Below are 25,241 nucleotides of genomic sequence, written 5' to 3' on the forward strand. Positions count from 1 at the left end.
TTTGGAAACGTAACAGAGAATTTTCGCGCCGCCAGCGATCCATGCCACGCCCACCGCCCTCACCAGGGATGACGTGGATACCCCGGTGAGGAGGACCACAAACATGTTTAGCGGGACCGGGTTCTGGGCACGCGTCCGCCTGGGTCGCACACCTTCGGTATGCCACCTGTGACACCAGACCATGGGCCTTCGTCGGCGCTACCGCAACTCCAGCGCCGGAAATCGTGTTCTACCTGGGGCTGGAGCGTGGGCTGTCCGCACGCGACCGCCGCTTCTCGCGGCCTCGCCGCCCGAGCCCGGACAGCGGCGTCCAGACCGCGGGCAGCAGGAGCAGCGCGACGACGGCGAGCCACCACAGCGGAGCTTGCCCGCGCCGCCATCCGTCCACAACGGCGCCGAGCCAGCCGAACAACGGCTGTGCGATCGGCGGCAGGAAGGCCGCGAACAGCAACGCGGCCACCACCAGCACGCCCAGCACGGTGAGCACCATTCGCCACGTGCGCCTCAACGTCAGCAGACTCACCACGAGGAACACGAGCGCACCGCCGGCGACCGGCAGGCCGAGCCACTGCAGGACGGATCCGCCTTCGCCGCTGAGCACGAATCCGGCGATCGCGGTGATGGCGGCGGCGAGCAGGTTCCAGGGTCGGCCCAGCCGGGTCGCGCCTTGTGTGACCCACCACGAACTACGACTGCTGAGCTGCGCGAATTTCGCCAGCGGCTGGAGGGTTTTCGGGACCCGCGTGGCGGTGGACGCGGCGTTGAGCCCGGCGGCTCCGGCTTTGACAATGGTTTTGGTGAGCAAAGTACTGCCGAGTTCGCCCTCGAAACGTTCGGCGGAGACTTGGCGGGCTTGGAACGCGCGCTGAGCCGCGTCCTGCTGTCCGGAGTTTTCCGGCTGGGCGGCGGCTTTCTCCGGTTCTTGGTCGAGCGGCTGGGAAACCATCAGCTTCCGGAAACTCTCCGACGCTTTTCCGTTGCCCTCCTTCGCATCCGCCTCGGCCTGGCTCGCGAGCACCGGCAATTCCTCCCGCGCGATGGCCAGCTGCCGCGACTTCGCCAGCACCATCGACGTCACCGGAAGGCTGGTCGGCACCTCTTTCCCGAAGCCGACCGGCGACAGATTCGCGTCCAGGCCGAGGAAAGCCAGCTCGTCGCCCAGCTGAGTGAGCAGCCCGGGCAGGTCCGCGGGCATCCCGTTGTCCGCGGGAGAAGGCGGCTCCCAGCCGATCTCGCGGAACGTCGTCCTTACCTGCTCCCGGAATTCCTCCGGGCCCACGATGTCGCGCAGCACCCGCAGGCGTTTCGGGTCGAGCAGGCACTGCGTCAGCCAGCCCGCGGCGTCGATCCGGCCCCACATCCAGTCGTTCGCGCGCCAGGACGCCTTGTAGAACGCGCCGAAGTTGTTCGCCTGCGTCCCGGTCAGCTTGTCCCGGCCGCGCGGTCGCGCCAGGTCCAGCAGGGTGCGACTGTCCGCGCTCATCTGCACCAGGTCGACGCGCTGGTCCACTGCCGGGGCTTCGGCCAGGAGCCCGCGGGTTGCCATGTGCAGCAACAGGAACCGCGCCATCACGAACCCGTCCGCGACGTCCGCGTTGTCCAGGCCGAACCAGTCCAGCAGCGTCGTCACCGTGTCGGCGGCGTCCGCGGACCACTGGTTTTCCTTGCCCGACAACGCTTGCAGCACCGGAGCGGCCGACCGCAGCGCGCCGGTCAGCTCCGGCCACGCGTCGCGCACCGCGTCCGACGCCCCAAGATCCGCCCATTCGCCGGCGAGCTGGCCGATCCAGTCCGGCATCGTCACACCTGGCGACGGCGGTTCGTGCCGGGCCACCCACGCGGACAGCCGGGCCTCGCGAGCCGCGCTCCGGCGGGCGGCGTGCATCTTCGCGCGCGCCTCGTTGAGCTGCGTCGCCTGCTCGAGATCCGGGCCCATCCGGAAGCCCGCGTTGATCAGCTGGATACCGGTGGCGACCGCGTCTTCCAGCGTCGAGGTCCGGTAGCGGACCATCTCGCCGACCGGGACCGATTCGCTTGGCACCGTGTCCGGGATCCCGCGACGCAGCCCGTCGGCGGCGATGTCTTGCAGCAGAGCCGAATTCCCGGCCGCCCAGCCACTGTCCTCATCGGACAGTTCGTAGCGGCGGGTGACCGCTCGCACCAGGTCTGCCGCGTCGAGGGCGACCCGGCGGTCGAGGTACGCCCGGTGCACCCGGTCGTCCACCAGCTGCCCGCCGCGCAGGCCGAGCGACGCGAGCGCGACCCGCGTGTCCCGGGTGCGGGTGACGGAAGAGTTGTGCCGGCTCAATTCCTCCAGCTCGACGCTGATGGTCTGGCTCATGATCGTCGAGGCGACCTTCGCCAGCGCGGTGCCGAGCATCGGCGGATCGGCCGGGTCGCACGCCATCGGCTTGGCTTCGCCGTCGACGGTCGGGACGACGTACAGCAGCAGCCGCCGCACATCGGTCGAGGACGAGCGTTCGAAAATCTCTCGCAACGCCGGTCGCAGCGGTTTGTTCACCAGCACGCCGCCGTCGGCGAGCCAATGCGAACGCACCAGCTCGGTGTAGTCGGTCATGTCCGGATGCAGCCGGTCCGCCGCCTCGGGGCCGATCGGCATGCGCGACAGCTCGAAGGCGCCGGGAAAGGACGCGCTCGAGCGCGCGGCGAGCGCGAGCGGGCCGTGTACCTGGTTATTCCACAATGGACCGTCGAAGCGGAACAGCATGCGATGTTCGGTGTCCCGCACGCGGTTTCCGAGCGCGTCGTCGTATTGCGTGGTCTCGCCGTCGAGCATGGTTCCGGTGAGCAGCACGGTCACGTCCGGCGGCTCGGTGGGCACGACGCCGGATCCGGTGATGTCGTGCATCGCCTGGACCAGGCCGCCCAGCAGCACCTTGTCGCCGTTCAGCACCGAACGCGGCTGCGTTTCGCCGGGATCGCGGATCAGGTTTTCCAGCGACCCGGCGGAGAACCAGGTGTCGCGCAAGATCGCCGGCGTCGACCGGTACGCCTCCGCCAAACCGAGGCACGCGGCGTTGATGCCGCCCGCGCTCGTGCCGGTGAGCACGTCAAGCCGTACCGAAGCGTGCAAAAGGTCGAGAAGTTTCCGATAGCCGTTACTCTCGTCCGGCGTGCGCGAAGCGTGCAGCAACGCCGACGTCTCGGTTGCGACTCCCCCCATCCACACTGCCAGGCTGGATCCCCCCACCATGGCCATCGCGATCCGGATTTCCTGCGGCCACGGCACCGCCGTCTCACCCATGAGGGTCAGTCTCCCGGCCCAGCCCGCTCCTCCACAAGGGGGAGGCGTCACACGGCGAGATGCTCCAGCACCAGTACCTGCGCCTCGCCGACCGCGAACCCGAGCACCGCGCCGGTCGCGATGAGAATCCATTCGTCCTGCTGGAAAGCCGGGCGCAGCAGCTGCTCGAACTCCTCGGGCGACAATTCCTTCATCTTTCCGACCAGGACATTCCGGATGTCCATCGCGTCGGTGGCGTAATCCTCGATGTAGCGCATCGTCTCCGGCAGCCGGGTCATGATCTGCTCGGAGATGGCCAGCTTCATGTCCTGGTAGCGGCGGCTGCCGATGGCGAAGACCAGCAACGGTTTCGCCACGTTCGCCGCGCGGCCCAGCTCGCGGTCGAGCTGCTGCTGGATGAGCGCGAGCACGCGGTCGGAAAGCGGACCCTGCAGCACCGCCTCGATGACGTTGTGCGGCGTGATGATTTCTTTCGCGATCAACTCGCCGTACGCCTCGGCGACCTCCGCGCGCCGCTTGAGGAACAGGCCCTGCCAGGTGACGCCGAAGTATTTCTTGGGCTCCAGCGGGTAGAAAATCATCCGCAGCGCGAGCCAGTCGGTGAACCAGCCGGTGAAGAGGCCGAACAGCGGCATGATCGGCGGGAATTTGAACAGCACCCACGCGACCATCTGGATCACGCCGATCAGGCCGCCGAACACCAGGCCGGAGCGGGCGATGAACTTGAACTCCTCGGCGCCCGCTTCCTGGAAGATCCGGTTCAGCAGCCGTTTGTCCTTGACGAGGCTAGTCACCACCATGCCCTTGAGATCGAACACACTGTCCACATCGGACTGGATGAGTTCGAGCACGGCCTTGACCATGTGCGGCGATTCGGCCTGCACGCGGTGGATGACCAGCCGCTGCACGCCGACCGGCAGCGATTCCCACAGGCCCGGCTGGTAGTGCCCGGCCACCTCTCGCACGATGTCCTCGACCGCCGCGAGCAGCGGTTTCTCGATTTCCTTGGCGATCCGGTCGGCGTCGAGCCGGGCGACGACCTCGGCCGGTTTGATCAGCTGCTCGGTCATCGTGTCGCAGGCGATGCTCGCCATCCGCGCGGCCCGCTTGGGCACGATGCCCTGCCAGCCGAGGAAGGGTTTGACGCCGATGAACTCGACCGGCTGGAACATCATCCGGATCGCGACCAGCTTCGTGCCGTACCCGATCAGCGCGGCGACGATCGGGATGGAGACATACAGCGGCCAGTGCCGGACGAAGTCGTCGAGGAGCTTCGAGACGAACTCGCCCATCGGGGTCAGCCCAGGCTCGGGTCGCAGGCCTGCCAGAACTGCGCGCCGAGCCGCGAGACGTGGATGGTGCGGCGGATGATCTTGATCCGCTTCACCTGCTTCTCCACCTCGCGGACCGACTCGTCGGTCAGCAGGATTTCGTACTGCGTCTCGAGCGAGGGCACCTCCTCGTCCAGTTCGACCAGCCCGAGGCCGATCAGCCGGGTCACGTAGCCGGGCACCTGGTCCGGCAGCGACACCCCGGCCGCCTTGCCGACCGTCGAGGCGTTGCGGAGCACGATCCGGCCGGTGCCGCCCATGGCGCTGCGCTCGGCGACGTCGATCGCGGGGAACGGGGAGCCGTCCGACAGCGCGGCGAGGATGCGCGCCTCGTCGGGCGTGAGCTGGCGGAGGATGATCGCGTAGAGGTACTCGCGGGCCCGCTCGCGGCCGAAGCCGATGGAGTGGTTGAGCAGTTCGGCCATCGCCGCGCGCAGCGGTTCGACGTGATCGCGCGCGGGCACCAGCGTCACGGTCGTCTCGACCGCGCGGCTTCCGGCGTCGGCGCGGTTCATCGCGGACGCCGCGGTCAGCGCCGCGTGATACGGATCGTCGACCTCGTCGAGGCGGCGGCGCAGCTCGCTCAGCAGCCCGCGTTCGACCTGCTTGAGGCCGCGTTCGGCGGTGTCGATCCCAGGGAGTTTGCGGGTCAGGTCGAAGCCGGTGCGCGCCGCCCATCCGGCGAGCTGGCCGGCCCGGCGGGCCAGGTTGGCCACGTCCTCGGCGGTGCCCCGGCCGTTCGGTCGCTGGTAGTCCACGGGCTGCTCCCCTCACTGTTCGCGCTGATGCTACCTGCGAGTAGGCCGAACGGCCCTGTGATGCCTGGCCGGTGGGTGTTGGATGACGCGCATGACCGCGCCGTGGGGACCGCCGATCGACGTGCTGCCGCTGCTCGCCGGAGAAGAACAGGCGCTGATCGGAGTTCTCTCCGACCTCCGGACGCCGGAGTGGGCACTGCCCGCGCTCGGCGAATGGACGGTGCACGACCTCACCGCCCACATCCTCGGCCGGAAGCTCACGCGGCTCTCGCGAGACCGCGACGGCCACTTCGGCGAGGGGGCGTCTTGGGTGTCCGCCTGCCGGCAGCTGTCGCCCGAGGTGCTGTTCGCGATGTTCGTGGACAGCACGACGCAGCTGACCGAGCTGTGGAAACACCGGGACCTGGACGAACCGGCCGCGACGCCGTTGTGGCTGACGGTCGCTCGCGATTACGCCGAGCAGTGGGTGCATCAGCAGCAGATCCGGGAGGCGGTGGAGGCTCCGCTGCTCGACGAGCCGGAGTTCCGGACGCCGGTGGTGGACACGTTCCTGCGCTCGCTGCCGCAGACGTTGCGCGCGGTGACCGCTCGGGCTGGACGTCAGGTGGCGTGCTCGGTGGAGGGGGCCGGGCGGTGGACCGTGCGCGCCACTGCGGTGGGCTGGACGATCGACCGGGGCCCGGCTACGTCACGGTCTCCGCTGGCGTCGCTGGCGACCGACGCGGACGCGTTCTGGCGGCTGTGCAGCGGGACGTTGCCCGCGGCGGAAGTGCGCACGCGGGTGCAGCTCAGCGGGGATCCCGCGGTATGCGAGATCCTGCTGGGCCTGCGAGCACAGGAATGCGGCTAACGCCGTCGGCGAGCCTGCTTCCGCAGCTGCAGAATGCGCGCCCCGCCGATCAGCGCGACCAGCGCCGCACCCGCGATGGCGGCGAAGAGCATCGCCACCGCGAGCGGCATGCTGCCGGACGCGCCGAGGAAGTGGACGGTCGCCGTGTCCAGGTTCTGCAGGATGAACACCAGCAGGAACGCCAGCACGACGATCGCCACGATCACGGCGATCCAGGTGCCGCTGATGCGGGTGGACTTGACCTTGCCCCGGCGGCCCGCGGGTTTCGCGGCGGGCGGGCGCGGTCCGGGTTCGGCTCCCGGTGCGGCGCCCGGGGCGGCGCCCGGGGCGGCGTGGTCGAGCGCGCCGGGCACCTCGGTGCCCGGCGCCTCGGGAATTTCCGATTTCGCGGCCCCGGTGGGGTCGTCGTTTCGCGCGTGGGACATACCGTGATTGTCCGCCCACTCGCCGTGATGCGCTAATTCAGAGCTTGGCGTCGACGTCGCGCAGCACCCGCAGCGTGTTGCGGCCGGCGAGTTTCGCGCAGTCCTCGTCGCTCCAGCCGCGTTCCATCAGCGCGGCGATGAGCGCCGGGTACGTCGACACGTCCTCGAGGCCCACCGGCAGCTCGCCGACGCCGTCGTAGTCGCCGCCGAGTCCGATGTGGTCGATCCCGGCGATCTCGCGCGCGTGCTCGATGTGCGCGACGACGTCCTCGATCGTCGCCTTCGGCTTGGGCGGCGCGTCCCAGGTCTCGGCGAACCGGCCGCGCTGGCCGAGGTCGAGGAACTCCTGTCCGGCGGCCGTCATCGCGTCCCGGAGCTGGTTGTCCCATTCGGTGACCGCGGCGGAGATGAAGGCGGGCACGAAGGTGATCATCGCGACGCCGCCGTTGCCGGGCAGCTGGGCGAGGACGTCGTCGGGGATGTTGCGCGGATGGTCGTTGACCGCGCGGCACGACGAATGGCTGAAGATCACCGGCGCGCTGGACACCTCGATCGCGGCGCGCATGGTGCTCGGCGCGACGTGCGAAAGGTCCACCAGCATGCCGATCCGGTTCATCTCTCGCACGACCTCGCGGCCGAATTCGGTGAGCCCGTCGTGCTCGGGTTTGTCGGTTCCGGAGTCCGCCCAGGTGGTGTTGAAGTTGTGCGTCAGCGTCATGTACCGGACGCCGAGCCGGCGCAGAATCCGCAGTACGCCAAGGGATTCCGCGATGCTGTGCCCGCCCTCGGCACCGAGCAGCGACGCGATCCGCCCATCCGCGAACGCCGCCTCGGCCTCGTCGGCCGTGGTCACCAGCCGCAGCCGCTCGGGGTAGCGCTCGGCGAGCTGGTAAACCACCTCGATCTGTTCCAGCACCGCGGTGACCGCGCTGTCGCCCTTGAACTCGCACGGGACGTACACCGACCAGAACTGCAGGCCCAGCTTGCCTTCGGCGAGCTTGGGGAAGTCGGTGTGCAGCGTCGGCTGCGCCACCGTGAGGTCCACGCCGGCCACCGCTTCGACCGGGTTCGGACCGGCCTTGTCGCGCAGCGCCCAGGGCAGGTCGTTGTGTCCGTCGGCGAGGATCGTGGTGGCGAGCAGGTTTTGCGCGCGAGTCAGCTCGGTCATGCCTCGACCCTAGCGAGCCAAGCCCTGGCCGCGCTTACTCCTTCGACGGTCACTTGATGCCCTCCCGGCCACCGGTGCGTCGCCACCTCGGCATGCCGTTCGCGAAGCTGCCGCACGAGTTCGTCGTTGGCGGGCAGCGGCGCCATCGGGTCTTGCTCGCCGTTGGAAAGGAACACGCGGCTGCCGGTGAGATCAAGCTGTGGCGGCTTCGGCAACGGGGACATCGACGAGAAGAGAATGGCTTCGTTGAGCGCGTCCGGCCGCGTGAGCGCAACCGCGGCGGCGATGTTGGCCCCGTTCGAAAACCCCACCGCGACTACCCTGCCGAACCCGTGCTTCTCGCGGGCGGCGGTCAGGAAATCCGCCAGCTCGTCCGCTCGCGCGAGGACGTCGTCGTGGTCGAAAACCCCTTCGGACAACCGCCGAAACCACCGCGCCGCACCGTTTTCCGACACCGGCCCGGTCGGCGCGAGCGTCCCCGAACCGGGGCTCAACTCGCTCGCCAGCCCGAGCAGATCGTCCGGGCCGCCGCCGGTTCCGTGCAGCAGAAGAAGCACCGGGAGATCGGGATCGCCCTCGGTGTACTGGTGGATCATCGTCGCTCCTCGTTCGGCGGCTTCGCTTCCAGGAGTATGCGCTCCCTTCATTGTCCCGGTAACTTCTCGCGCGCAAGATGTATTCCGGGTAGACTCCGCCGGATGACCCCGGATCCGCAGACGGACGACGACGAGATCGTGACGTGGTGGGGCCTCGTGATCGAGGGCTATCTGGCCACGCAGAACGCGCTGATGGGCGAAATCGCCGAACGATTCGGCCTGGCCCCCGCGTCGTTCGACATCCTGCTGCGCCTGGTGCGGTCCCCGGACCACCGGATGCCGATGACCCGGCTCGCCACCGAAGCCGCCCTGTCGAGCGGGGGCTTCACGAAGGTGGCGGACCGGCTGGTCGCCGCGGATCTGATCTGCCGCGTCCCGAGCCCGGAGGACCGCCGGGTGACGTTCGCCGCGCTGACGGAGCACGGGCTGGAGGTCGCGGTCAAAGCGAGGGCCGCTTGTGCGGAGATCTTGCGGCGGATCGTTCTCACTCCGCTGGGCCCAGACGCCTCGGGGTTGGCGGAGGCGATGCGGACCCTCCGCTCGGTGAACGGCTGATCCCCTACGGCTTGGCCGAGGGTCCGGAGTCCTCCACCTCCGCGTAGTCCGGCAGTTCGACGCCGTTGATCGCGCGCCCGACCAACTCCATGAACTCTTCGCTGGCGAAATCAGGACCCGGCTCAGCATCAGGCCCCGGGACGTCACGGCTGCGCGCGTTCAACCGGCCGATCTCCTGATTGGCTTCGACAAACGAACGCATTCGCGCCTCGTAGCGGCCGAACCCGGCGTCGGCGTCCCATCCGGCCTCGGCCAGGTCGCCGGCCAGCAGGTAGGCGCCGACCAGGGCCAGTCCGGTGCCCTGTCCGGACATCGGCGACGAGCTGAACGCCGCGTCCCCGAGCAGCCCTACGCGTCCGTTCGACCATCGGTCCATCACCACCTGGGCGACCTGGTCGAGGTAGAAGTCCGGGGTGTCGTCGAGGTGCGCGAGGATCTCCGGGGTCCGCCAGCCGAGGCCAGCCATCCGCTCCCGCAGCAGCACCTTCTGGGCCGCGACGTCCCGGTAGTCGACGTCGAAATCAGGCGCGGCGAAGTAGAACATCGCCATCGCGCGGGTCGCGTCCTGGATGGGACGCAGGAGCGCGGTGCGCCCGGACTCCTGGTATTCGAGCAGCCAGCGATCCAGCCCGAACTCGTTGGGGACGCTGTAGAAGGCCAGCACGTGCCCGAGGTGGCGAAGGAACCGCTCGTGCGGCCCGAAAGCCATCGACCGCAACGACGAGTGCAGCCCGTCGGCCCCGACCACCAGGTCGAAGCGCCGCCGGTCGCCGCCCGCGAAGACCACGTCGACGCCGCCGGTGTCCTGGGCGAGTTCGGCGATCCGGTCGCCGAAGAGGTACTCGACGCCGTCGCGGGTGTCCTCATAGAGCACCCGCGACAGGTCTCCGCGCAGGATCTCGATGTCCGCGATGAACCCGTCGCCGCCGTCGTCGTCGGCACGGAAGGTCTCCAGCACTTGCCCGTCCGCGTCGACGGTGTGCGCGCCGGCGGTGTCGGTGCACGCCGCGCGCACCGCCGCGTCCAGGCCCATGCGCGCGATGACGTCCTTGGCCACCCCGCGCGCGTCCACCGCCTGCCCGCCGGGACGCAACTCGGGAGCCCGTTCCACCACGGTCACCTCGGCTCCCCGCCGGCGCAACCAGTGGGCCAGCGCGGGTCCCGCGATGCTCGCCCCCGTCACCAACACCTTGACACCGCTCACCGCGCCCCCCTGATCGCCGTCCGGATCACGGCCCGGATCGTACCGTGGTTCGCGCCTCCGACCGGCGGTTTCAGCGGTCAGGGATAACTGAACCCCTCCGACTCGAGCCGCCGCCGAAGCGCCGTCAAACAGCGTTGCCGGATCTTGCTCACGCTCGACGTGGCGACCCCCAATTCCGCCGCCAACTGGTCATGTCGCAGCTCCGGATAATGCGCCAGCAGAAACACCATCCGCCGATGGCGCTCCGGGAACTGCTCCACCGCACGCCACAACGCGGCCGCCAGTTCACCGGCCAACGCGTGCTTCTCGGGCGACTCCGCCGGTTTGTGCGTCTCCAGTTGCGCGTTGTCGGCAAAGGTCACCTGCGAACGCTTTTCCACCGCTCGGAGCGCGTGCCTGCGCGCGACTGTGGTCAGCCAACCGGCCAGATTATTCGGCCCCTTCAAAACCGGCTGTCGGCACAGGAATTCCAGCCAGGCCGTTTGGCAAGCGTCGTCGGTGTCGTCACGAAGTCCCGGATTCGCGCCGACAATCCCGGCCATTCTCTTCGACAACCGGCGCACCTCGTCCTCGTCCGGCATTCCCGGCTCCCTTCCTCAGTCGGGAAGGGTGACGATCCGGACCTCTCGGCGGATCCGTTTCAGCAGGACGGATGCCGAATCGAGTGATCAACTTCGACGGGAGGTATCCAGGGCCGGGCAAGCGCCTCGGGTCTGCGGTCAGCCCTGCGCGACAGCCTCCGCATAAGCCGCCGAACGCTCCGCCGCTGCCGGACCGGGCAATCCCCAAATGCCGTTCCCGGAGCCACGCCGTGAGTTCCTCCCACAACGGGCGGCCCACCCGCCTCCAGCAGTTCCGCGCGCACACGGCGGATCCGTTCCAACAGCACGAATGCCAAATCGAGTGATCAACTCCAGCGGAACGTATCCAGGGCCGGGCAAGCGCCTCCGGCCCGCAGTCAACCCCGCGCGACAGCCTCCGCATAAGCCGCCGCCAAACGCTCCGTCGCCGTCGGCCCGTCGCCATCAGGCCGGGCGATCCCCAAATGCCGCTCCCGCAGCTCCGCCATGAACTCTTCCCACAGCGGCGGCCCGCCCGCCTCCAGCAGTTCCGCGCGCACACGCAATTCCGGTGTAGTCGGGCGATGCCGCAAACCCCAGCTTCCCAGCTGCACCAAAACCGGCACCAGCTGAATCGCGGGTTCGGTCAAACTGTAAGTCGCGCGCTGGCCACGGCCTGCCGAATCACGGGTGAGCAATCCCGCTTCGGTCAGCGTGCGCAATCGGTCGGCGAGGATATTCGACGCGATTCCCTCCTCGGACTGCGATTGCAATTGCCGGAAATGCCGCCGGTCGCCGAACATGATGTCGCGCAGGACCAGCAGGCTCCACCGGTCGCCGATCACCTCGATCGCGGCGTTGATCGGGCATCCCGAGCGCGGACCGTCCGGCATCGCACACCTCCTCCGACCACTTGCACTTTACCATCACCTCCGGCATAGTGCTTGCAAAAGACAAGCAGGGGGTCTCGATGCTGGTACGCGTCCAGTGCTTCAACGTTTCCGCCGACGGCTACGGCGCCGGGCCGGACCAAACTCTCGAGCAGCCGTTCGGCCATCCCGATCCGGGACCGCTCTTCGCCTGGGCCGGGGCCACCGCCAGCTGGCCCATGCGCGGCGAACCGGGCGGCACCCGCGGGCTCGACGACTACTTCACCCGCGACATGCACCGCAGCGGCCACGTCGGCGCGGAAATCATGGGGCGCAACAAGTTCGGCCCGCACCGCGGTCCGTGGGAGAATCACGACTGGCAGGGCTGGTGGGGCGACGAACCGCCGTTCCGCACCCCGGTCTTCTGTTCTGGCGGAAGTAGCTCACCGCAAGCCGGGCATCAGCCGTAACGCGTTGCCAGAGAGCACCCCGTCCAGGACGTCAGCGGGCAACCCCAGATCGGCGACCGCGCGGACGTTCACCGCGGTTCCCGGCACTCCCGGCCAGTCAGTGCCGAAGATCCACTTCCGCGCCAGCCGCACGAGGTCGAAGCGCGCGTAGTACTCCGGCAGTTTCTTCGGCGGCAGCCCGGCGAGGTCGAGCCACACGTTCGGCCTCGCCTGGGCCATGAACGCCGCCACGTCGTACCACCAGCCCCGGCCGCCGTGCGCGAACACGAAGTTCACCGACGGGAAGTCTTCGACCACATCGGACAGCAGCGACGGATCCCCATAGCTAGCACGGGAACCGGGGAAAACTGACAGTCCAGAGTGGAGGATCACCGGAATCTCGCGCTCAGCGCACAAGGCGTACACCGGGTACAGCTCTTTGTCCGCCGGGGAAAACGCGCCGTGCACCGGATGGATCTTCAACGCCACCGCGCCCAGCGCTAGCTGCCGTTCCACCTCCTCGACCAGCGGATGGTGCAGATGCGGGTTCACGTTCGCCACGAGACGGAACCGCTCCGGGTTGTAGGCGACCAGCGGAAGATTGTCTTCAATCGCCTGAATACCGGTAGCCCGCGGGCTGTATTCGCAAAACAACAGCACCCGATCGACGCCCTCGCTCGCCATGAGGTCGTCCATTGCCGCGGGGATCACCGAGCCGTCCGCGTCGTACACCGTGCGCCACGGATATTCGCCGGCGAAATCGCGCGCCCAGTCGAGCCACGCGGGCTTGAGCGTGGGCAGCCGCGGAGTGTGCACGTGGGCGTCCACCACGAAGTGCTCGTCGATCATGCCGGCCAGTCGATCACGATTGCGGCTGCGGCACGAGCAGCGACTCGCGCACCATTTCGCGGATCACGTTCCGCCGGATCTTCCCGGTCGCGGTCTTCGGCAGCTCGGCCATCTCCACCACGCCACGCGGCCGTTTGAACGCCGCCAAGCCCTCCCGGCAAAACTCGATCAGCTCCTCAGCGTCCACAGTGGCCGATGGAGCGGCAACGACACACGCCACCGGCTTGTCCAATCCGTCCTCGTCCGGCGCGGCGACCACCGCGACCTCGGCCACGGCCGGATGCTGCAGCAGCCGTTCCTCCACTTCGGACGGAGACACCCAGATCCCGCCCGCCTTCAACATGTCCCCGAACCGGCCGAGACACGTGTAGGTGCCGTCCGAGTTGCGCACGTAACTGTCCCCGGTCCGCAGCCACGGACCCTGGAAAACCTGTTTCGTAGTCTCGTATCGCGCCCAATACCCGGTCGCGATGGACGGGCCGGACACGAACAGCTCGCCCGCCCGGTCCGCCTCTGAAATGACCGCACCCTGCTCGTCCCGGAGCTCGACCGAGTAACCCGGCACCGCCACGCCGGTGCTGCCCGGCCGCACCGCGCCCGGCTGGTTGGACAGGAAGATGTGCAACGCCTCGGTCGACCCGATCCCGTCCAGAATCTCCACCCCGAACCGCGCCCGGAACCGAGTGAACAGCGCGGACGGCAACGGCTCTCCGGCCGAAACCGCGTACCGCACCGAGGAAAACGAGTCGTCCGGCACGTCGCTGGCCAACAGTGCCGCGTAGAAAGTCGGTACTCCGAAGAACAACGTCGGCCGGTCCGCCCGCGCCCGCGCGGCGATGATCCCCGGCGTCGGACGCGCCGGTTCCAGCAGCGTCGTCCCTCCACAAGAGAGCGGGAAGAACGCGGAATTCCCCAACCCGTAAGCGAAGAACAATTTTGGCACGGACAGGAATCGGTCCGAAGAGGACACTCCCAGCACCTGCGAAGCATAAGTCGAGCACACCGCGCGGATGCTTCCGTGCCGGTGCATCGCACCCTTCGGCTGCCCGGTCGTGCCCGAGGTGTACAGCCACAGCGCGGGCGAATCCTCCCAGGTCGGCGCGGCCACGACATCGTCCACAGCGGTCAGCGGCCACCGATGCGTCCGCACCCCGGCCGGGAATTCCGCCGGATCCGCCCGGTCGAGCACCACGTCGGTCACCTCGGGCGCACTGGTCAGCGCGCCTGCCGCCTGCGCGGAAAACTCCCCGGACACGCACAGCACCCGCGCCCGCGAATCGGCGAGCACCTGGCCCAGTTCCAACCCGGTGACCATAGTGGACACTGGCACCGCGACCGCGCCGACGAGCATCGCGCCGAGAATCCCGCTCAGCAGCTCGACGTCGTCGACCATGCAGAACATCACCCGCTCCTCCGGCCGCACGCCCAGCGCGCGCAGGCCGGACGCGACCCGGTGGGTCTCGGCGGCGAGTTCGCCGTAGCTGAGCGTGCGCCGCGGCGAGACGACCGCGAGCGCGTCCGGACGGCCGCGGCCGAGCAGGTACTCCGCGGCGTTGAAGTTCGCGGGAACCGTCATCGGTGCCCCCTCAGGTGAGGTACACGTACTCGTAGTCGAAAGGTTTTCCGTTGATGCCCTGCCGCGGCGGCGCGACCCAGCTGGCGATCTTCCCGCGCTCGTACACCGGGTGCATGAGCGACCGGACGAACGTCAGGTCCTCGGCGGTCGGCAGCCATTTGTGCCGCGCTGCCTCCCACGTCGCCTCGTCGACGATGCTGCCGTCCGGGGTGACGTGGTGGCCGGAGTTTATGCCCACCTCGCGGTTGAAACCAGGGTGCGGCAACGCGAACCGGAAGTCGATGCCCGCGTCGGCAAGGATCTTGTTCCACCGGTTCACGCCGGTCTGGCAGTCCGCGGTGTACTCGCCGCGCAGGTCGAGGTTCAGCAGCAGGATGGCCTGCAGTTCCTCGGACGTCCAGGTCCCGTCCTCGCGCGGTCGGTCCAGCAGACGGCTGTCGTCGGTGAGTTTGTGGTCGTCCTTGCGCCGCGTCTCCTGCCAGCGGCCCTTGAGCCCGGCGGTGTAGTAGTTCGCCGCGTTCGTGGACGTCTCGCTGCCGAACAGGTCGAGCGACACCGTGTAGTGGAAGTTCAGGTACCGCTGGATCAGGTCGAGTGGAATCCCGCCGTGCGAGGCGATGTCGTACGTGTCGTGCTCGCGGATCAGTTCCGCGCTGCGCAGCACCACCCGGTCGACGCCGGTGGTGCCCACCATCATGTGGTGCGCCTCCTCCTTGAGCATGAACTCGCAGGTGCGCGACAGCGGGTCGAACGAGCTTTCCTTCAACGTGCCGAGCTGGTATTTCCCATCGCGGTCGGTGAAGTACGTGAACATGTAGAACGCGAGCCAGTCGGCCGTTTCCTCGTTGAACGCCCCGAGGATGCGCGGTGCGTCCGGGCTGCCGGAGTTGCGCAGCAGCAGGCCCTCGGCCTCGTCCCGGCCTTCGCGGCCGAAGTACGCGTGCAGCAGGTACACCATCGCCCACAGATGCCGCCCCTCCTCCACATTCACCTGGAAGAGATTGCGCAGGTCGTAGAGCGACGGCGCAGTGAGCCCCAGCAGTCGCTGCTGCTCGACAGACGCGGGCTCGGTGTCGCCCTGGATCACGATCAGCCGCTGCAGATCGGCGCGGTACTCGCCGGGCACCTGCTGCCACACCGGCTCGCCGGCGTGCTCGCCGAACGCGATCCGCCGGTCCTGTTCCCGCTCGGCGAGGAAGATGCCCCAGCGGTAATCCGGGACGTTGACGTGGTCGAAGTGCGCCCAGCCGTCGCGGCCGACGCTCACCGCGGTGCGCAGGTACACGCCCTCGGTCTCCAGCGTGGGGCCCATTTCGCCCCACCAGTTCATGAATTTCGGCTGCCAGCCCTCCAGCGCGCGCTGCAGCCTCCGGTCGTCGGCGAGGTGCACGTTGTTCGGGATTTTGGCGTCGTAGTCGATCTTTTCGGGCATCGGTTCAGACCCGCTTCCTGTCGAAGACCGCCTTCTGCCCGGTGCCGTAGCGGCGCAGCGCGCCCTCGGGTCCGGAGGCGTTCGGTCGGGTGAAGATCCAGTTCTGCCAGGCGGTCAGCCTGCCGAAGATCTTGGTTTCGATCGTTTCCGGGCCGACGAACCGGTGGTTCGCCTCCATCCCGGTGAGCGCGTCCGGCGACAGCGAGGCCCGGCCTTCCAACGCGATCCGGATCTCGTCCTCCCAGTCGAGGTCGTCCGGAGCGTCGGTGACCAGGCCGAGTTCGACGGCTTCGGCGGCGCTCAGCGCACGGTCGCGTTCACGGGCCAGCCACGTCAGGTGGTCGTCGTCGCCGTAGAACCGCGACTCGAGCCGGGACAGGCCGTTGCCCATCGGGAAGACGCCGAAATTGGCTTCGGACAAGGTGATCGACGCACGCTCGGGGCTGTCCTCGTCGTCGATCGGCGGTCCGTCCAGCAGGTACTGCCGGTCTGCCGCGAAGGCCAGCTCAAGCAGGCTGCCCGCGAAGCAGCTGCCCGGTTCGATCAGCGCGATCAAGGTACGGCTGGTGACGTCCAGCCGCTTCAGCGTGCGCTTGTAGTAATGCAGGATTTCGTTGCTCAGCCAGTCTTTCCCGCTGAGCACGACCTCCTCGTGCGCGAGCACCGCCTCCGGATCGCCCTCGGTGCGCAGCACCCAGGTGCCGAGATCCGGTTCGTTCGTGCGCAGCCGCAGGATCGCGTCGTCCAGCTCGCGAGTCAGCCGCAGCAGCCAGCCGTCCAGCTCCGGTTCTCCGGAAGGACCCAGCACGGTGAGCGTGACCAGCGAGTTCGGCCGGTCATAGGCGACGCGAACATGCCGGTACTCGATCCCGTCGTCGGTGATCGACGGCTCCAGCGGCGCGAGTTCGATCCCCTGCTCGGCGGGCAGCCGGTCGGATTCGGCGGCCAGTTCGTGCGCCCGCGAAAGCACCTTCTCGCGGAACCCGACGCGCGGCACCAGCTCGTCCACCAGCCGCCAGTCGACCGCGGTCCGGCCTTTGACCCCGTCCGGCCTCGTGGCGAACACGTCCGCGAGATCCCGGCGGACGCGCCGTTTGTCGACCACCCGGGTCAGCCCGCCGGTGCCGGGCAGCACGCCGAGCAGCGGCACCTCGGGCAGCGCGACGGTCGACGAGTTGTCGTCGACCAGCAGGATCTTTTCGCAGGCCAGCGCGATCTCGTAACCACCGCCGGCGCAGCTGCCGTTCACCGCCGCGACGTAGGTCTGGCCGGAGAACTCGGTGGCGTCCTCGATGCCGTTGCGGGTCTCGTTGGTGAACTTGCAGAAGTTCACCTTCCACTCGTGCGGCGACGCGGCGAGCATCCGGATGTTGGCCCCGGCGCAGAACACCTTGTCCTTGGCGCTCGTCACGATCACCGCGCGCACCTGCGGATGTTCGAACCGCAGCCGCTGCGTGGCGTCGTAGAACTCGATGTCCACGCCGAGGTCGTACGAGTTCAGCTTCAGCTCGTACCCGGGCACGAGGCCGCCTTGCTCGTCGACGTCCATCTCCAGCCAGGCGACCTCGCCGTCGACGGTCAGCCGCCAGTGCCGGTAAGCGTCCGGATGCCGCTCGAATGTGACAGGTGTGGTGGTGGTCACGTCCTCGATTGTCTACATGACTTCAACGAACGTCAATGTTGTGTAGACATTTGCCCGGCGACGCTCACCCGGTTGAGCCGCATCGCCGCCCAGCAGACGAATACCCACAGCGCGATCGCCGCGAACGTGTCGGTGAAGATCGTCGCGAACCAGAACGCCGGGACCTGCGGCACGCCGACCAGGAAATGTCCCGCGCTCGCCAGCCCGGACAGCGAGTAGACCAGCAGAAACGCCAGCGATCGCCAGTACTGGCCGCGCATGTAGGCGCGATAGCCGAGCGCGCCGAACACGGTGAAAACGACCCAGCTGAGCGCCACCACGACCTGGGTGACCGGCACGCTGATCCCCGGGACCTGCGGGTAGTCCGCCGCGCGCACGACGTTGTGGGTGTAGTGCAGGACCGTGCTGACCAGGGTGAACGCCAGAATCACCCGCAGCGGGCCGAGGCCCTTCTCGCGCAGAACGTCCATGCTGCTCGCCCCCTTGCGATTTGATAGAGCGCTCTAGCGGGAGAGTACTACCCGCACTCCGCTCAGACCAGATCGCGCAACACGCGAAGCGTGCGCAGGGTCGTCTCGACGTCTTTTTCGGACAGGCCGGAAGCGACGGCGTCCGCCCATTCGGCCTGCCTGGAGCCCAGGATTCGTAGCGCGGCCTGCGCTTTGGCAGTCAGCCGCAACAGGGGCGCGCGGGCGTCCGCCGGATTGTCGGCGCGGGAGAGCATTCCGTCTCGGAGCAGGCGATTCACCGTCTCCTGCACGCTTTGCCGCCGCAACCCGCGCCGCCGGGCCAGCTCCGCCGCGGTCGCCGGGCCGTCTTCGAGGAAGCCGACGACCTGCCATTGCGCGGCGGTCAACCCGGCCTCGGCGGTGAGTGCGTCGCCGGCGGCCAGCAGCGCGCCGTTGGCCACGAAGACCTCGTTGACAAGCTGCGTAAGGCTTTCCGCGCGGGGCGTCCTCGAGGTCATGCGTGCTAGTGTTCCACTTCGACAGGTACCTGTCGAAACCAAGGGGGACACTCATGGAAATGCCCGTCGTCGGCGTCGCGCACGAAGCCCTTGCCGCCCTCGTCGGAGACTGGTCCGGCACCGAAGAACTCGCCGCCGCGCCCTGGGCTCCCGCCGCGACCGCCACCGCGACCTGCAGTTACCGCCGCGCGCTCGACGGATTCGCCGTGCTGGAGGACTACGTCCAGACCCGCGAAGACGGCTCGCGAATGCTGGGACACCACGTCTTCACCGTCGACCCGGCGACTGGCGAAACCCTGTGGTTCGGCTTCGACAGCTACGGCTTCCCGCCCGCGTCTCCCGCGCGCGGCGGCTGGCGCGACGGCGCGCTGCAGCTGGAAAAGCAGACCGAACGCGGCGTCGCGATCCACCGGATCACCCCGGAAGGGGACGTCCTCACCCACGAAATCGACGTCCGCCTCGGGTCCGACGACGATTTCCGCCCGTTCCTCCGTGCCCGCTACCTCCGGAGTGCGCGAGACTGACCCCATGACCGAGCAGACCCTCGAAGCCGGCGGCATCACGCTGTGCCACGAATCGTTCGGCGATCCGTCCGCGCCGCCGTTGCTGCTGGTGATGGGCCTCGCCGCGCCGATGATCTGGTGGGACGACGAGTTCTGCGCCCAGCTCGCCGAGGCCGGTTTCCACGTGCACCGGTTCGACAACCGCGACGTCGGGCGCTCGCAGTGGTGGACCGGCCGGGCCAGCCTTCCGCTCGCGTACTTCCTGCGCTCCGCGCCGTACTCGCTCGGCGATCTGGCCGACGACGCGAGCAAGCTGCTCGACGCTCTCGGCATCGAGCGCGCGCACGTCGTCGGCACGTCGATGGGCGGGATGATCGCGCAGGAGTTCGCGATCCGGCACCCGGAGCGGGCGCGGACGCTGACCTCGATCATGTCGACCACCGGCGCGCGTCACGTCGGCCTGCCCAGCCCGCGGGCCGCGCTCGCGATGCTGGCTCCGGGGCCGCGCACGCGCGAGGACTACGTGACGCAACTGGTGCGTACGTCGAGGCTGATCGGCTCGCCCGGTTACGTGTTCGACGAGGACCATTTCCGCGAGCGCGCGGAACGCACGTACGACCGCGGCCTCAACCCGGCGGGCGTGTTCCGGCAGCTCGCCGCGATCCTGTCCTCCCGCGACCGGACCGCCGATCTGCGCCGGCTTTCGTTGCCGTCCTTGGTGATTCACGGTACGGCCGACCCGCTGGTGAACGTGTCCGGCGGCCGCGCGACCGCCCGCGCGCTCGGGGCGGACCTCGACCTCGTGCCCGGCATGGGACACGACCTGCCGCGCGAAGTGTGGCCGCGCGTGATCGCCGGGATCAAGCGGCTCGCTACCCGCTGATCGTCACCGAGCCCAGGTTCGAGAAGTGCGCGGCGACGCGGGATCCGGGACGCAGTTCAACGGCGTCGGTCATCCCGCCGGTCAGCACGAGCCAGCCCGGTTCCAGCGCCAATCCGCGCGCGGCCAAGGAATTCGCCGCCAGCGCCAGTGCTTCGGCCGGGTGTCCCTGCACGGCGGCACCGGTCGCGGTGTCGACGATCTGACCGTCCACTTCGAGCAGTGCGGCTTCCAGCGAAAGGTCCAAAGAGGACGGTGGACGGCCGACTGAGCCGAGCCCGAACAACGCCGACGAACCATTGTCCGCGACGACATCCGGCAGCGTGAACCGGTAGTCGCGGTAACGGCTGTCGATGATCTCGATTCCGCCATATACCTGGGAAACCGCGCCGAGAGCGGTTGCCGCGGTGACGCCCGGACCGACGAGCCGCTCGCCGAGCACGAACACCAATTCCGGCTCCGCTCGCGGGTGGATGAGCTGCGGCGTCGGCGCGCCCGCGGGCAGCACCATCGCGTCGGTCAGCCACGCGAGCAGCGGTTCCGCGACGCCCATCCGCTGCTGTTTCGCCCGCGACGTCAGCCCGAGCTTCACCCCGATCAGCGTCTCGCCGCGTTCCTGACGCAGCCGCAGGGCTTCGTCCTGGATCGCATACGCGGTGGTGAGGTCGAGGTCCGGCCAGGTGTCGGTGAGCTGCGCGCTCTCTTCGGTCCGGTTGAGCAGTTCCTGCGCTGCGGCAGCGATATCGGCGGTCACTTTTCCTCCTCCGGAGCGAACACCGCGGTCACGCTGCCCAAGCCGGCCATGGTCGCCACGACGGTGTCGCCGGGGCGGACGGTCTGCGCGGCGGTCATCGAACCGGGCAGGACGACGTGGCCGGGCTCCAGCGTCACGCCGAGCGGGCCGACGGTGTTGGCCAGCCACACGAGTGCGTTGATCGGCGAACCCAGCACCGCTCCGCCCGCGCCGGTGGCCGCGAGCTGGCCGTTGACGTGCAGCGTGCAGCCGGCGAGTCGCAGGTCGACGTCGCGGAGGTTGGTCGGGCTGCTGCCGAGGATGACGCCGCCGGAGGACGCGTTGTCCGCGACGGTGTCGAAGATCGAGATTTTCCAGTCGCGGACCCGCGAATCGACGATCTCCAGCGACGGAAGCACGAAGTCGACCGCGCGGACGGCGTCGGCGACGGTCACTCCCGGACCGCGCAGCGGCGCGCCTAGCACGAACGCGATCTCCGGTTCGATGCGCGGCTGCAGGAACCGCGTCGTCGGGATCGGCTGGTGTTCGAGCAGGAACATCGAGCTGGTGAGGTGCCCGAAGTCGGGCTGGTTCACGCCCATCTGGCGCTGCATCGCGGCGGAGGCGAGGCCGACCTTGTGGCCGCGCACGACGTCGCCTCCCGCCACCCACGCGCGGACTTGCTCCTGCTGCACGCGGTAGGCGTCTTCGATGGTGCCGTCGGGGAAGGTCTTCACGAGCGGATCGATCGGCTCGTGGCGCTCGTACGCGCTCGTCAGCAGCGCGACGGCGTCCTGCAGCTCAGCGGGTTCCACGGGACGGACTTTGCCTGACCACGCCACTTGAGCCAACCCGATCGTTCCATTCACCGGTACGAGCTACTTCTCTCGCTCGCAAATCTCTTGCGAGCGAGAGTTTGTCGGCGTATCGTTCTCTGTGTTGGCTCCCAGAGAGGACGTGACCCGAAATGGCACCCACCGAGACCGAAGTCGCCCAGCTCGCGCAGACTCGCGACCGGCTGCGGGACCAGCATCTGCACCCCGCGCCGGAGCGCCCGGCGACCGTGGGCCGCGGCATCCACCACACCGCGCTGCTGTCCAGCGACGTCGAGCGGACGATCACCTTCTACCAGGACATTCTCGGCTTCCCGCTCACCGAGCTGATCGAAAACCGCGACTACCCGGGGTCGAGCCACTTCTTCTTCGACGTCGGCAACGGCAACGCGGTCGCGTTCTTCGACCTGCCCGGCCTCGACCTCGGCCCGTACGCGGAGGTGCTCGGCGGCCTGCACCACCTGGCCCTGTCGCTCACCCCGGAAGCCTGGGCGGGCGCACGTTCTCGGCTCGACGCGGCCGGCGTGAAGTACCAGGAAGAAAGCGGCACCTCCATCTACTTCGCCGACCCGGACGGCGCCCGGATCGAACTGATCGCGGACGACCTCGGCGAGATGTACGGGTCGAAGATCGGCTGAACCTCTGGACTCGGTGCGTTGCCGGGTTCAGAGTGTGGGCACATGGGCGACTGGGCGGCTTCGCGGCAGAAGGCACGGCTCGACCGGCGGGAAGCGATCGACGAACTGATCGCGCAGGTTCGCTTCGAGGTGCGGCTGCACCTGGCGGAACCGACCGCGGTGAGCCGGTACGACGACCTCGCCGAGGTGTTCGCCCTCGGCCACGGCGAGTGCGCCGCGCTGCTGGCTCACCGCCGCTTGCTGCCCTGGTGGGAACGACGGCTGCTCACGCGATTCGCGCGTCGGCTGCACGGCCGTGCGATCGTGGGCAGCGTCTTCGACGTGCCGGCGGGTGCGCCGGTCGGCGGTGCGTTTCGCGTGGAAATCGCCCGTCTTCTTCCCGACGCGGGCGACACCGGTGCCCGCTATGACGTGCAGGGACGCGGCCTGTTGACGGTCTTTCGCCTCGCGCTCGGTGCCCGCGGCGAGGCTTGGCCAGACCGGCACGAGGTGGCGTCCACTGTCGCGCGCAATGTTTTAGCGTGCAGTTCCGCGTTTCTGCGGCGGTCTCCGTGGCATGTGCTGTGGCCGGTCTACCGCGTTCGCGGGCTGCGGTTGTGGCGGCTGTGACCGTCGCGGAATCCCTGGCTGTGCTGGGATGTTGAGGAGAGTATGAAGCCCGAAGAAATCCTTGCCAGCGCGCGCACGATCGCGGTCGTCGGCCTGAGCCGCGACCCGGGCAAGGCCGCGCACGGTGTGCCGGCTTCCCTGCAGGCGCACGGGTTCCGGATCATTCCGGTGCATCCGTCGGCGACCGAACTGCTCGGGGAGAAGGTGTACCGGTCGCTGGAGGACATTCCGGAGCCGGTGGATCTGGTGGACGTCTTCCGTCCGGCCGGGGAAGCGCCGGACATCGCCCGGTCCGCGGTCGCGATCGGGGCTAAGGCGTTGTGGTTGCAGCAGGGTCTTGTGTCGGCCGAGGCGCGGAAGATCGCTTCTGACGCCGGGTTGGAGTATGTCGAGGATCGGTGCACTGCTGTCGTTCGGGCGGTGGCGGGGATTTCGGTTGCTTAGCTTTGGGAACGCCGTTTCCCGCCGCTACGAGCACGACGTGCCCGCTCATCCGACGAGTCGGTACCCGACCCCGCGCACCGTTTCGATTGTCCGCGTCCCGAACGGCGCGTCGATCTTCCGCCGCAAATACCCGACGTAAACCTCGACCACATTCTCGTCGCCCTCGTAATGCGCGTCCCACACGTGACCGAGAATCTCGTTCTTGGTCAGCGCCGCCCCCTGCCGACGCAGCAAAAACTCCAGCAACCCGAACTCGCGCGCGGTCAGCTCGATCCGCGTCTCTCCTCTGTGGACAGTTCGCGCGGCCGGGTCGAGCTGCAAATCCCCAGCAGTGAGCACCGCCGGACGCGCGGGCGCACCCCGGCGAAGCAGCGCACGCAAGCGAGCCAGCAAAACGACGAACGAGAACGGTTTCGACAGATAATCGTCCGCACCGAGGTCGAATGCGTCCGCCTCGTCGTACTCGCCGTCCTTCGCCGTGAGCATCAGCACCGGCGTCCAATTCTCCGCGGCCCGCAAACGTTTCAGCACTTCGTAACCGGAAAGCTCGGGAAGCATGATGTCGAGCACCACGGCGTCGTAATCGTGCTCCATCGCCGACCAGAGCCCGTCCCGGCCGGTGTGCGCGACGTTCACCGTGAATCCCTCGGCGACCAGGCCGCGGCGAAGGGTTTCGGCGAACTCCAGCTCGTCCTCCACGATCAGCAACCGCATGCTCAGTCCTCCTCGATCCGGGGCAGTTCAATGCTCGGCAGTTCGATCACGAAGTGCGCGCCCGGGTAGCTCGGGTCGGCGACGTCGACGTACCGCGCGCGGCCGCCGTGCCGGGCCGCGATGCCGGCCACGATCGACAAGCCCAGCCCGGTGCCGCCGCGCCGCCGTGACGCGTCCAGCCGCACAAACCGCTCGAACACCCGCTCCCGGTCCTCCTCGGCGACTCCGGGGCCGTCGTCGCTCACCTCCACCACGACCATCTCATCTTGCACCGAACTCGCAATCCGGATCCGCTCGCGCGCATGCCCGCACGCGTTGTCGACGAGATTGCGTACGGCGCGACGCAGCTGCGCCTCACTGCCGCGCACCTTCGCCGGTCCTGCGCGCACTTCGATCTCGACAGCTGCTTCGCCGCGTACGCGTTCGGCTTCGGCGCGAACGATGTCGTCTAAATCGACTTCGGTGCGCGCGGGCCGGTCCGTGGCGTCGTCGGTGCGCGCGAGCATCAGGAGGTCGTCAACCAGCTCTCGCAGGCGCGCGGTCTCGCGAGTGATCACCGGGACGAGTTCGTCGGTGGTCTCCGGGTGCTGGTTTGAAACGTCGAGCGCAGTGCTGATGGTCGACAGCGGCGAGCGCAGCTCGTGGCTCGCGTCGGCGACGAAGCGGCGTTGCGCGGCCTGCGCCGAGCCAAGCCGTTCGAGCATCTCATTGAGCGTGACAGCGAGCCGATGTACCTCGTCGCCGCCAGGAGGCAGCGGTACGCGCAATGCGAGGTCGCGCGTCGAGATCTCAGCGACAGTGCGCCGCATCCGCTCAACCGGTCGCAGTGCGGACCCGACCGAGCGGTACACCGCGAAGCCAGCGATACCGAGCAATGGCAGCGAAATCAGCCCTAGCAGCAGCGTAAGCCGCGCGGACGCTTCGGTGACGGGCTCAAGCGACCGTGCCGAGATGACGGTGAACGGTCCGCCTGGTCCGTTGACGCCTTCCGAGACCAAGCGGTAGTCGCTGCCGTCGCCGTCTAAGCCGAGCGGCAGCGTCTCGACGGTTTCCTGCCCCGGAGCCGGACGCGCGGCCGTGATAGCCGGACGGCCGACAATCGCCGGGTCACTCGCGATCGGCGTGCTTCGCGGCCCGAGGACCTGCGTGACGGCTTCGGTGTCACCAGTGCTCGCGACGTCGCTTGGCGACAGGTCTCGCGCGCCCGCGCGCACGAGTTGGACGGCAACCTGCCTTGCAGTACTACGCGCGCTTTCGGTGACGCTCCGGTCGAGCGACTGCTGCAGCAGGAGCACCACGACGACACACGCGGTCGCGATGGCAAGCGCGAGCGCAAGCACGGCAACCCCGGTTGTCCGCATCCGGACGCCTGCTGCAGCGAGAATTCTCAC

Annotated in this window: 26 protein-coding genes and 1 pseudogene; 8 read left to right on the plus strand and 19 right to left on the minus strand. The window is 68.6% G+C overall.

Annotation, left to right across the window (positions count from 1 at the left end; translation table 11 throughout):
• Positions 1–229: 229 nt before the first annotated feature.
• From ACFXI3_RS11880 to ACFXI3_RS11890, 3 genes are read right to left on the minus strand one after another with little or no spacing between them, the layout of a single operon-like run.
• On the minus strand, positions 230–3,265 hold the full coding sequence (locus tag ACFXI3_RS11880; RefSeq protein ID WP_378399507.1) for a patatin-like protein: 3,036 nt from the start codon (positions 3,263–3,265) through the stop codon (positions 230–232).
• 47 nt (positions 3,266–3,312) lie between these two features.
• Positions 3,313–4,557, minus strand: a complete 1,245-nt coding sequence (locus tag ACFXI3_RS11885) for a DUF445 domain-containing protein (protein ID WP_344265113.1) — start codon at positions 4,555–4,557, stop codon at positions 3,313–3,315.
• A gap of 5 nt (positions 4,558–4,562) precedes the next feature.
• Entirely contained in the window at positions 4,563–5,354 is a 792-nt protein-coding gene (locus ACFXI3_RS11890; protein ID WP_344265116.1) for an Abi-alpha family protein, read from the minus strand.
• A 91-nt stretch (positions 5,355–5,445) separates the two neighbouring features.
• Here ACFXI3_RS11890 and ACFXI3_RS11895 point away from each other — a divergent pair, with 91 nt between their 5' ends.
• A complete protein-coding gene (locus tag ACFXI3_RS11895) occupies positions 5,446–6,204 on the plus strand; it encodes a maleylpyruvate isomerase N-terminal domain-containing protein (protein WP_378399508.1) in 759 nt (252 codons plus the stop codon).
• On the opposite strand, the gene ACFXI3_RS11900 is transcribed toward ACFXI3_RS11895, so the two are convergent.
• From ACFXI3_RS11900 to ACFXI3_RS11910, 3 genes are read right to left on the minus strand one after another with little or no spacing between them, the layout of a single operon-like run.
• Positions 6,201–6,629, minus strand: a complete 429-nt coding sequence (locus ACFXI3_RS11900; RefSeq protein ID WP_378399509.1) for a lipopolysaccharide assembly LapA domain-containing protein — start codon at positions 6,627–6,629, stop codon at positions 6,201–6,203. The genes ACFXI3_RS11895 and ACFXI3_RS11900 overlap by 4 nt on opposite strands.
• Before the next feature lie 37 nt (positions 6,630–6,666).
• Positions 6,667–7,797: a dipeptidase gene (locus tag ACFXI3_RS11905; RefSeq protein WP_344265125.1), complete on the minus strand. Its 1,131-nt coding sequence runs from the start codon at positions 7,795–7,797 to the stop codon at positions 6,667–6,669.
• On the minus strand, positions 7,794–8,393 hold the full coding sequence (locus ACFXI3_RS11910; RefSeq protein WP_378399510.1) for an alpha/beta hydrolase: 600 nt from the start codon (positions 8,391–8,393) through the stop codon (positions 7,794–7,796). The genes ACFXI3_RS11905 and ACFXI3_RS11910 overlap by 4 nt, the downstream gene beginning before the upstream one ends.
• A gap of 102 nt (positions 8,394–8,495) precedes the next feature.
• Here ACFXI3_RS11910 and ACFXI3_RS11915 point away from each other — a divergent pair, with 102 nt between their 5' ends.
• A complete protein-coding gene (locus ACFXI3_RS11915; RefSeq protein ID WP_378399511.1) occupies positions 8,496–8,948 on the plus strand; it encodes a MarR family winged helix-turn-helix transcriptional regulator in 453 nt (150 codons plus the stop codon).
• 4 nt (positions 8,949–8,952) lie between these two features.
• On the opposite strand, the gene ACFXI3_RS11920 is transcribed toward ACFXI3_RS11915, so the two are convergent.
• The 3 genes from ACFXI3_RS11920 to ACFXI3_RS11930 all read right to left on the minus strand — a co-directional run bounded on the left by ACFXI3_RS11920 (position 8,953) and on the right by ACFXI3_RS11930 (position 11,605).
• Positions 8,953–10,152 carry an FAD-dependent monooxygenase gene (locus tag ACFXI3_RS11920; protein ID WP_378399512.1) on the minus strand — a complete coding sequence of 400 codons (1,200 nt, stop codon included), beginning with the start codon at positions 10,150–10,152 and terminating at the stop codon, positions 8,953–8,955.
• Between the two features lie 77 nt (positions 10,153–10,229).
• A complete protein-coding gene (locus ACFXI3_RS11925) occupies positions 10,230–10,733 on the minus strand; it encodes an RNA polymerase sigma factor (RefSeq protein ID WP_378399513.1) in 504 nt (167 codons plus the stop codon).
• Positions 10,734–11,110: 377 nt separating this feature from the next.
• Positions 11,111–11,605, minus strand: a complete 495-nt coding sequence (locus ACFXI3_RS11930) for a winged helix-turn-helix transcriptional regulator (protein ID WP_378399514.1) — start codon at positions 11,603–11,605, stop codon at positions 11,111–11,113.
• A gap of 77 nt (positions 11,606–11,682) precedes the next feature.
• On the opposite strand from ACFXI3_RS11930, the pseudogene ACFXI3_RS11935 reads away from it, so the two are divergent.
• Positions 11,683–12,006 (plus strand): annotated as a pseudogene (locus tag ACFXI3_RS11935) (deaminase); the annotation flags it as partial.
• An 18-nt stretch (positions 12,007–12,024) separates the two neighbouring features.
• Here ACFXI3_RS11935 and ACFXI3_RS11940 read toward each other — a convergent pair.
• The 6 genes from ACFXI3_RS11940 to ACFXI3_RS11965 all read right to left on the minus strand — a co-directional run bounded on the left by ACFXI3_RS11940 (position 12,025) and on the right by ACFXI3_RS11965 (position 18,496).
• Entirely contained in the window at positions 12,025–12,879 is an 855-nt protein-coding gene (locus ACFXI3_RS11940; protein WP_378399515.1) for an amidohydrolase family protein, read from the minus strand.
• 13 nt (positions 12,880–12,892) lie between these two features.
• Positions 12,893–14,455, minus strand: coding sequence for a benzoate-CoA ligase family protein (locus ACFXI3_RS11945; protein WP_378399516.1), 1,563 nt, complete (start codon positions 14,453–14,455; stop codon positions 12,893–12,895).
• A 10-nt stretch (positions 14,456–14,465) separates the two neighbouring features.
• Positions 14,466–15,887 carry a benzoyl-CoA 2,3-epoxidase subunit BoxB gene (gene boxB, locus ACFXI3_RS11950; protein WP_344265151.1) on the minus strand — a complete coding sequence of 474 codons (1,422 nt, stop codon included), beginning with the start codon at positions 15,885–15,887 and terminating at the stop codon, positions 14,466–14,468.
• 4 nt (positions 15,888–15,891) lie between these two features.
• On the minus strand, positions 15,892–17,529 hold the full coding sequence (boxC, locus tag ACFXI3_RS11955; RefSeq protein WP_378399517.1) for a 2,3-epoxybenzoyl-CoA dihydrolase: 1,638 nt from the start codon (positions 17,527–17,529) through the stop codon (positions 15,892–15,894).
• A gap of 32 nt (positions 17,530–17,561) precedes the next feature.
• Positions 17,562–17,999: a hypothetical protein gene (locus ACFXI3_RS11960; RefSeq protein WP_378399518.1), complete on the minus strand. Its 438-nt coding sequence runs from the start codon at positions 17,997–17,999 to the stop codon at positions 17,562–17,564.
• A gap of 62 nt (positions 18,000–18,061) precedes the next feature.
• The gene (locus ACFXI3_RS11965; RefSeq protein WP_378399519.1) at positions 18,062–18,496 is read right to left on the minus strand and encodes a MarR family winged helix-turn-helix transcriptional regulator; all 435 of its coding nucleotides are present in this window, start codon (positions 18,494–18,496) and stop codon (positions 18,062–18,064) included.
• A 53-nt stretch (positions 18,497–18,549) separates the two neighbouring features.
• On the opposite strand from ACFXI3_RS11965, the gene ACFXI3_RS11970 reads away from it, so the two are divergent.
• Complete coding sequence (locus ACFXI3_RS11970) at positions 18,550–19,020, plus strand: DUF1579 family protein (RefSeq protein ID WP_378399520.1); 471 nt, start codon at positions 18,550–18,552, stop codon at positions 19,018–19,020.
• Between the two features lie 4 nt (positions 19,021–19,024).
• The gene (locus tag ACFXI3_RS11975) at positions 19,025–19,882 is read left to right on the plus strand and encodes an alpha/beta fold hydrolase (protein WP_378399521.1); all 858 of its coding nucleotides are present in this window, start codon (positions 19,025–19,027) and stop codon (positions 19,880–19,882) included.
• Here ACFXI3_RS11975 and ACFXI3_RS11980 read toward each other — a convergent pair.
• Both ACFXI3_RS11980 and ACFXI3_RS11985 read right to left on the minus strand, forming a co-directional pair.
• Positions 19,872–20,633, minus strand: coding sequence for a 2-keto-4-pentenoate hydratase (locus tag ACFXI3_RS11980; protein ID WP_378399522.1), 762 nt, complete (start codon positions 20,631–20,633; stop codon positions 19,872–19,874). The genes ACFXI3_RS11975 and ACFXI3_RS11980 overlap by 11 nt on opposite strands.
• Positions 20,630–21,427, minus strand: a complete 798-nt coding sequence (locus ACFXI3_RS11985) for a 2-keto-4-pentenoate hydratase (protein WP_378399523.1) — start codon at positions 21,425–21,427, stop codon at positions 20,630–20,632. Before ACFXI3_RS11985 ends, ACFXI3_RS11980 begins: the two co-directional genes overlap by 4 nt.
• Before the next feature lie 152 nt (positions 21,428–21,579).
• Here ACFXI3_RS11985 and ACFXI3_RS11990 point away from each other — a divergent pair, with 152 nt between their 5' ends.
• The 3 genes from ACFXI3_RS11990 to ACFXI3_RS12000 are packed head-to-tail and all read left to right on the plus strand — an operon-like array spanning position 21,580 to position 23,136.
• Positions 21,580–22,083 carry a VOC family protein gene (locus ACFXI3_RS11990; protein WP_378399524.1) on the plus strand — a complete coding sequence of 168 codons (504 nt, stop codon included), beginning with the start codon at positions 21,580–21,582 and terminating at the stop codon, positions 22,081–22,083.
• Positions 22,084–22,125: 42 nt separating this feature from the next.
• A complete protein-coding gene (locus ACFXI3_RS11995; protein ID WP_378399525.1) occupies positions 22,126–22,692 on the plus strand; it encodes a hypothetical protein in 567 nt (188 codons plus the stop codon).
• A gap of 42 nt (positions 22,693–22,734) precedes the next feature.
• Entirely contained in the window at positions 22,735–23,136 is a 402-nt protein-coding gene (locus ACFXI3_RS12000; RefSeq protein ID WP_378399526.1) for a CoA-binding protein, read from the plus strand.
• A 45-nt stretch (positions 23,137–23,181) separates the two neighbouring features.
• Here ACFXI3_RS12000 and ACFXI3_RS12005 read toward each other — a convergent pair whose 3' ends face one another.
• Positions 23,182–23,850, minus strand: a complete 669-nt coding sequence (locus ACFXI3_RS12005) for a response regulator transcription factor (protein WP_009084133.1) — start codon at positions 23,848–23,850, stop codon at positions 23,182–23,184.
• Positions 23,851–23,852: 2 nt separating this feature from the next.
• A complete protein-coding gene (locus tag ACFXI3_RS12010) occupies positions 23,853–25,241 on the minus strand; it encodes a HAMP domain-containing sensor histidine kinase (protein WP_344265187.1) in 1,389 nt (462 codons plus the stop codon).

It is taken from the genome of Amycolatopsis sp. NPDC059235 (assembly GCF_042754125.1).
In the GTDB taxonomy this organism is placed as follows: Bacteria; Actinomycetota; Actinomycetes; order Mycobacteriales; family Pseudonocardiaceae; genus Amycolatopsis; species Amycolatopsis albidoflava.

Excerpts from the sequence above, each read along its gene's own strand:
- ACFXI3_RS11880 (WP_378399507.1), bottom strand. The coding sequence starts at position 3,265 with ATGGGTGAGACGGCGGTGCCGTGGCCGCAGGAAATCCGGATCGCGATG.
- ACFXI3_RS11885 (WP_344265113.1), bottom strand. The coding sequence starts at position 4,557 with ATGGGCGAGTTCGTCTCGAAGCTCCTCGACGACTTCGTCCGGCACTGG.
- ACFXI3_RS11895 (WP_378399508.1), top strand. The coding sequence starts at position 5,446 with ATGACCGCGCCGTGGGGACCGCCGATCGACGTGCTGCCGCTGCTCGCC.
- ACFXI3_RS11900 (WP_378399509.1), bottom strand. The coding sequence starts at position 6,629 with ATGTCCCACGCGCGAAACGACGACCCCACCGGGGCCGCGAAATCGGAA.
- ACFXI3_RS11905 (WP_344265125.1), bottom strand. The coding sequence starts at position 7,797 with ATGACCGAGCTGACTCGCGCGCAAAACCTGCTCGCCACCACGATCCTC.
- ACFXI3_RS11910 (WP_378399510.1), bottom strand. The coding sequence starts at position 8,393 with ATGATCCACCAGTACACCGAGGGCGATCCCGATCTCCCGGTGCTTCTT.
- ACFXI3_RS11915 (WP_378399511.1), top strand. The coding sequence starts at position 8,496 with ATGACCCCGGATCCGCAGACGGACGACGACGAGATCGTGACGTGGTGG.
- ACFXI3_RS11925 (WP_378399513.1), bottom strand. The coding sequence starts at position 10,733 with ATGCCGGACGAGGACGAGGTGCGCCGGTTGTCGAAGAGAATGGCCGGG.
- ACFXI3_RS11930 (WP_378399514.1), bottom strand. The coding sequence starts at position 11,605 with ATGCCGGACGGTCCGCGCTCGGGATGCCCGATCAACGCCGCGATCGAG.
- ACFXI3_RS11940 (WP_378399515.1), bottom strand. The coding sequence starts at position 12,879 with ATGATCGACGAGCACTTCGTGGTGGACGCCCACGTGCACACTCCGCGG.
- ACFXI3_RS11945 (WP_378399516.1), bottom strand. The coding sequence starts at position 14,455 with ATGACGGTTCCCGCGAACTTCAACGCCGCGGAGTACCTGCTCGGCCGC.
- boxB (WP_344265151.1), bottom strand. The coding sequence starts at position 15,887 with ATGCCCGAAAAGATCGACTACGACGCCAAAATCCCGAACAACGTGCAC.
- ACFXI3_RS11960 (WP_378399518.1), bottom strand. The coding sequence starts at position 17,999 with ATGGACGTTCTGCGCGAGAAGGGCCTCGGCCCGCTGCGGGTGATTCTG.
- ACFXI3_RS11965 (WP_378399519.1), bottom strand. The coding sequence starts at position 18,496 with ATGACCTCGAGGACGCCCCGCGCGGAAAGCCTTACGCAGCTTGTCAAC.
- ACFXI3_RS11970 (WP_378399520.1), top strand. The coding sequence starts at position 18,550 with ATGGAAATGCCCGTCGTCGGCGTCGCGCACGAAGCCCTTGCCGCCCTC.
- ACFXI3_RS11975 (WP_378399521.1), top strand. The coding sequence starts at position 19,025 with ATGACCGAGCAGACCCTCGAAGCCGGCGGCATCACGCTGTGCCACGAA.
- ACFXI3_RS11990 (WP_378399524.1), top strand. The coding sequence starts at position 21,580 with ATGGCACCCACCGAGACCGAAGTCGCCCAGCTCGCGCAGACTCGCGAC.
- ACFXI3_RS11995 (WP_378399525.1), top strand. The coding sequence starts at position 22,126 with ATGGGCGACTGGGCGGCTTCGCGGCAGAAGGCACGGCTCGACCGGCGG.
- ACFXI3_RS12000 (WP_378399526.1), top strand. The coding sequence starts at position 22,735 with ATGAAGCCCGAAGAAATCCTTGCCAGCGCGCGCACGATCGCGGTCGTC.
- ACFXI3_RS12005 (WP_009084133.1), bottom strand. The coding sequence starts at position 23,850 with ATGCGGTTGCTGATCGTGGAGGACGAGCTGGAGTTCGCCGAAACCCTT.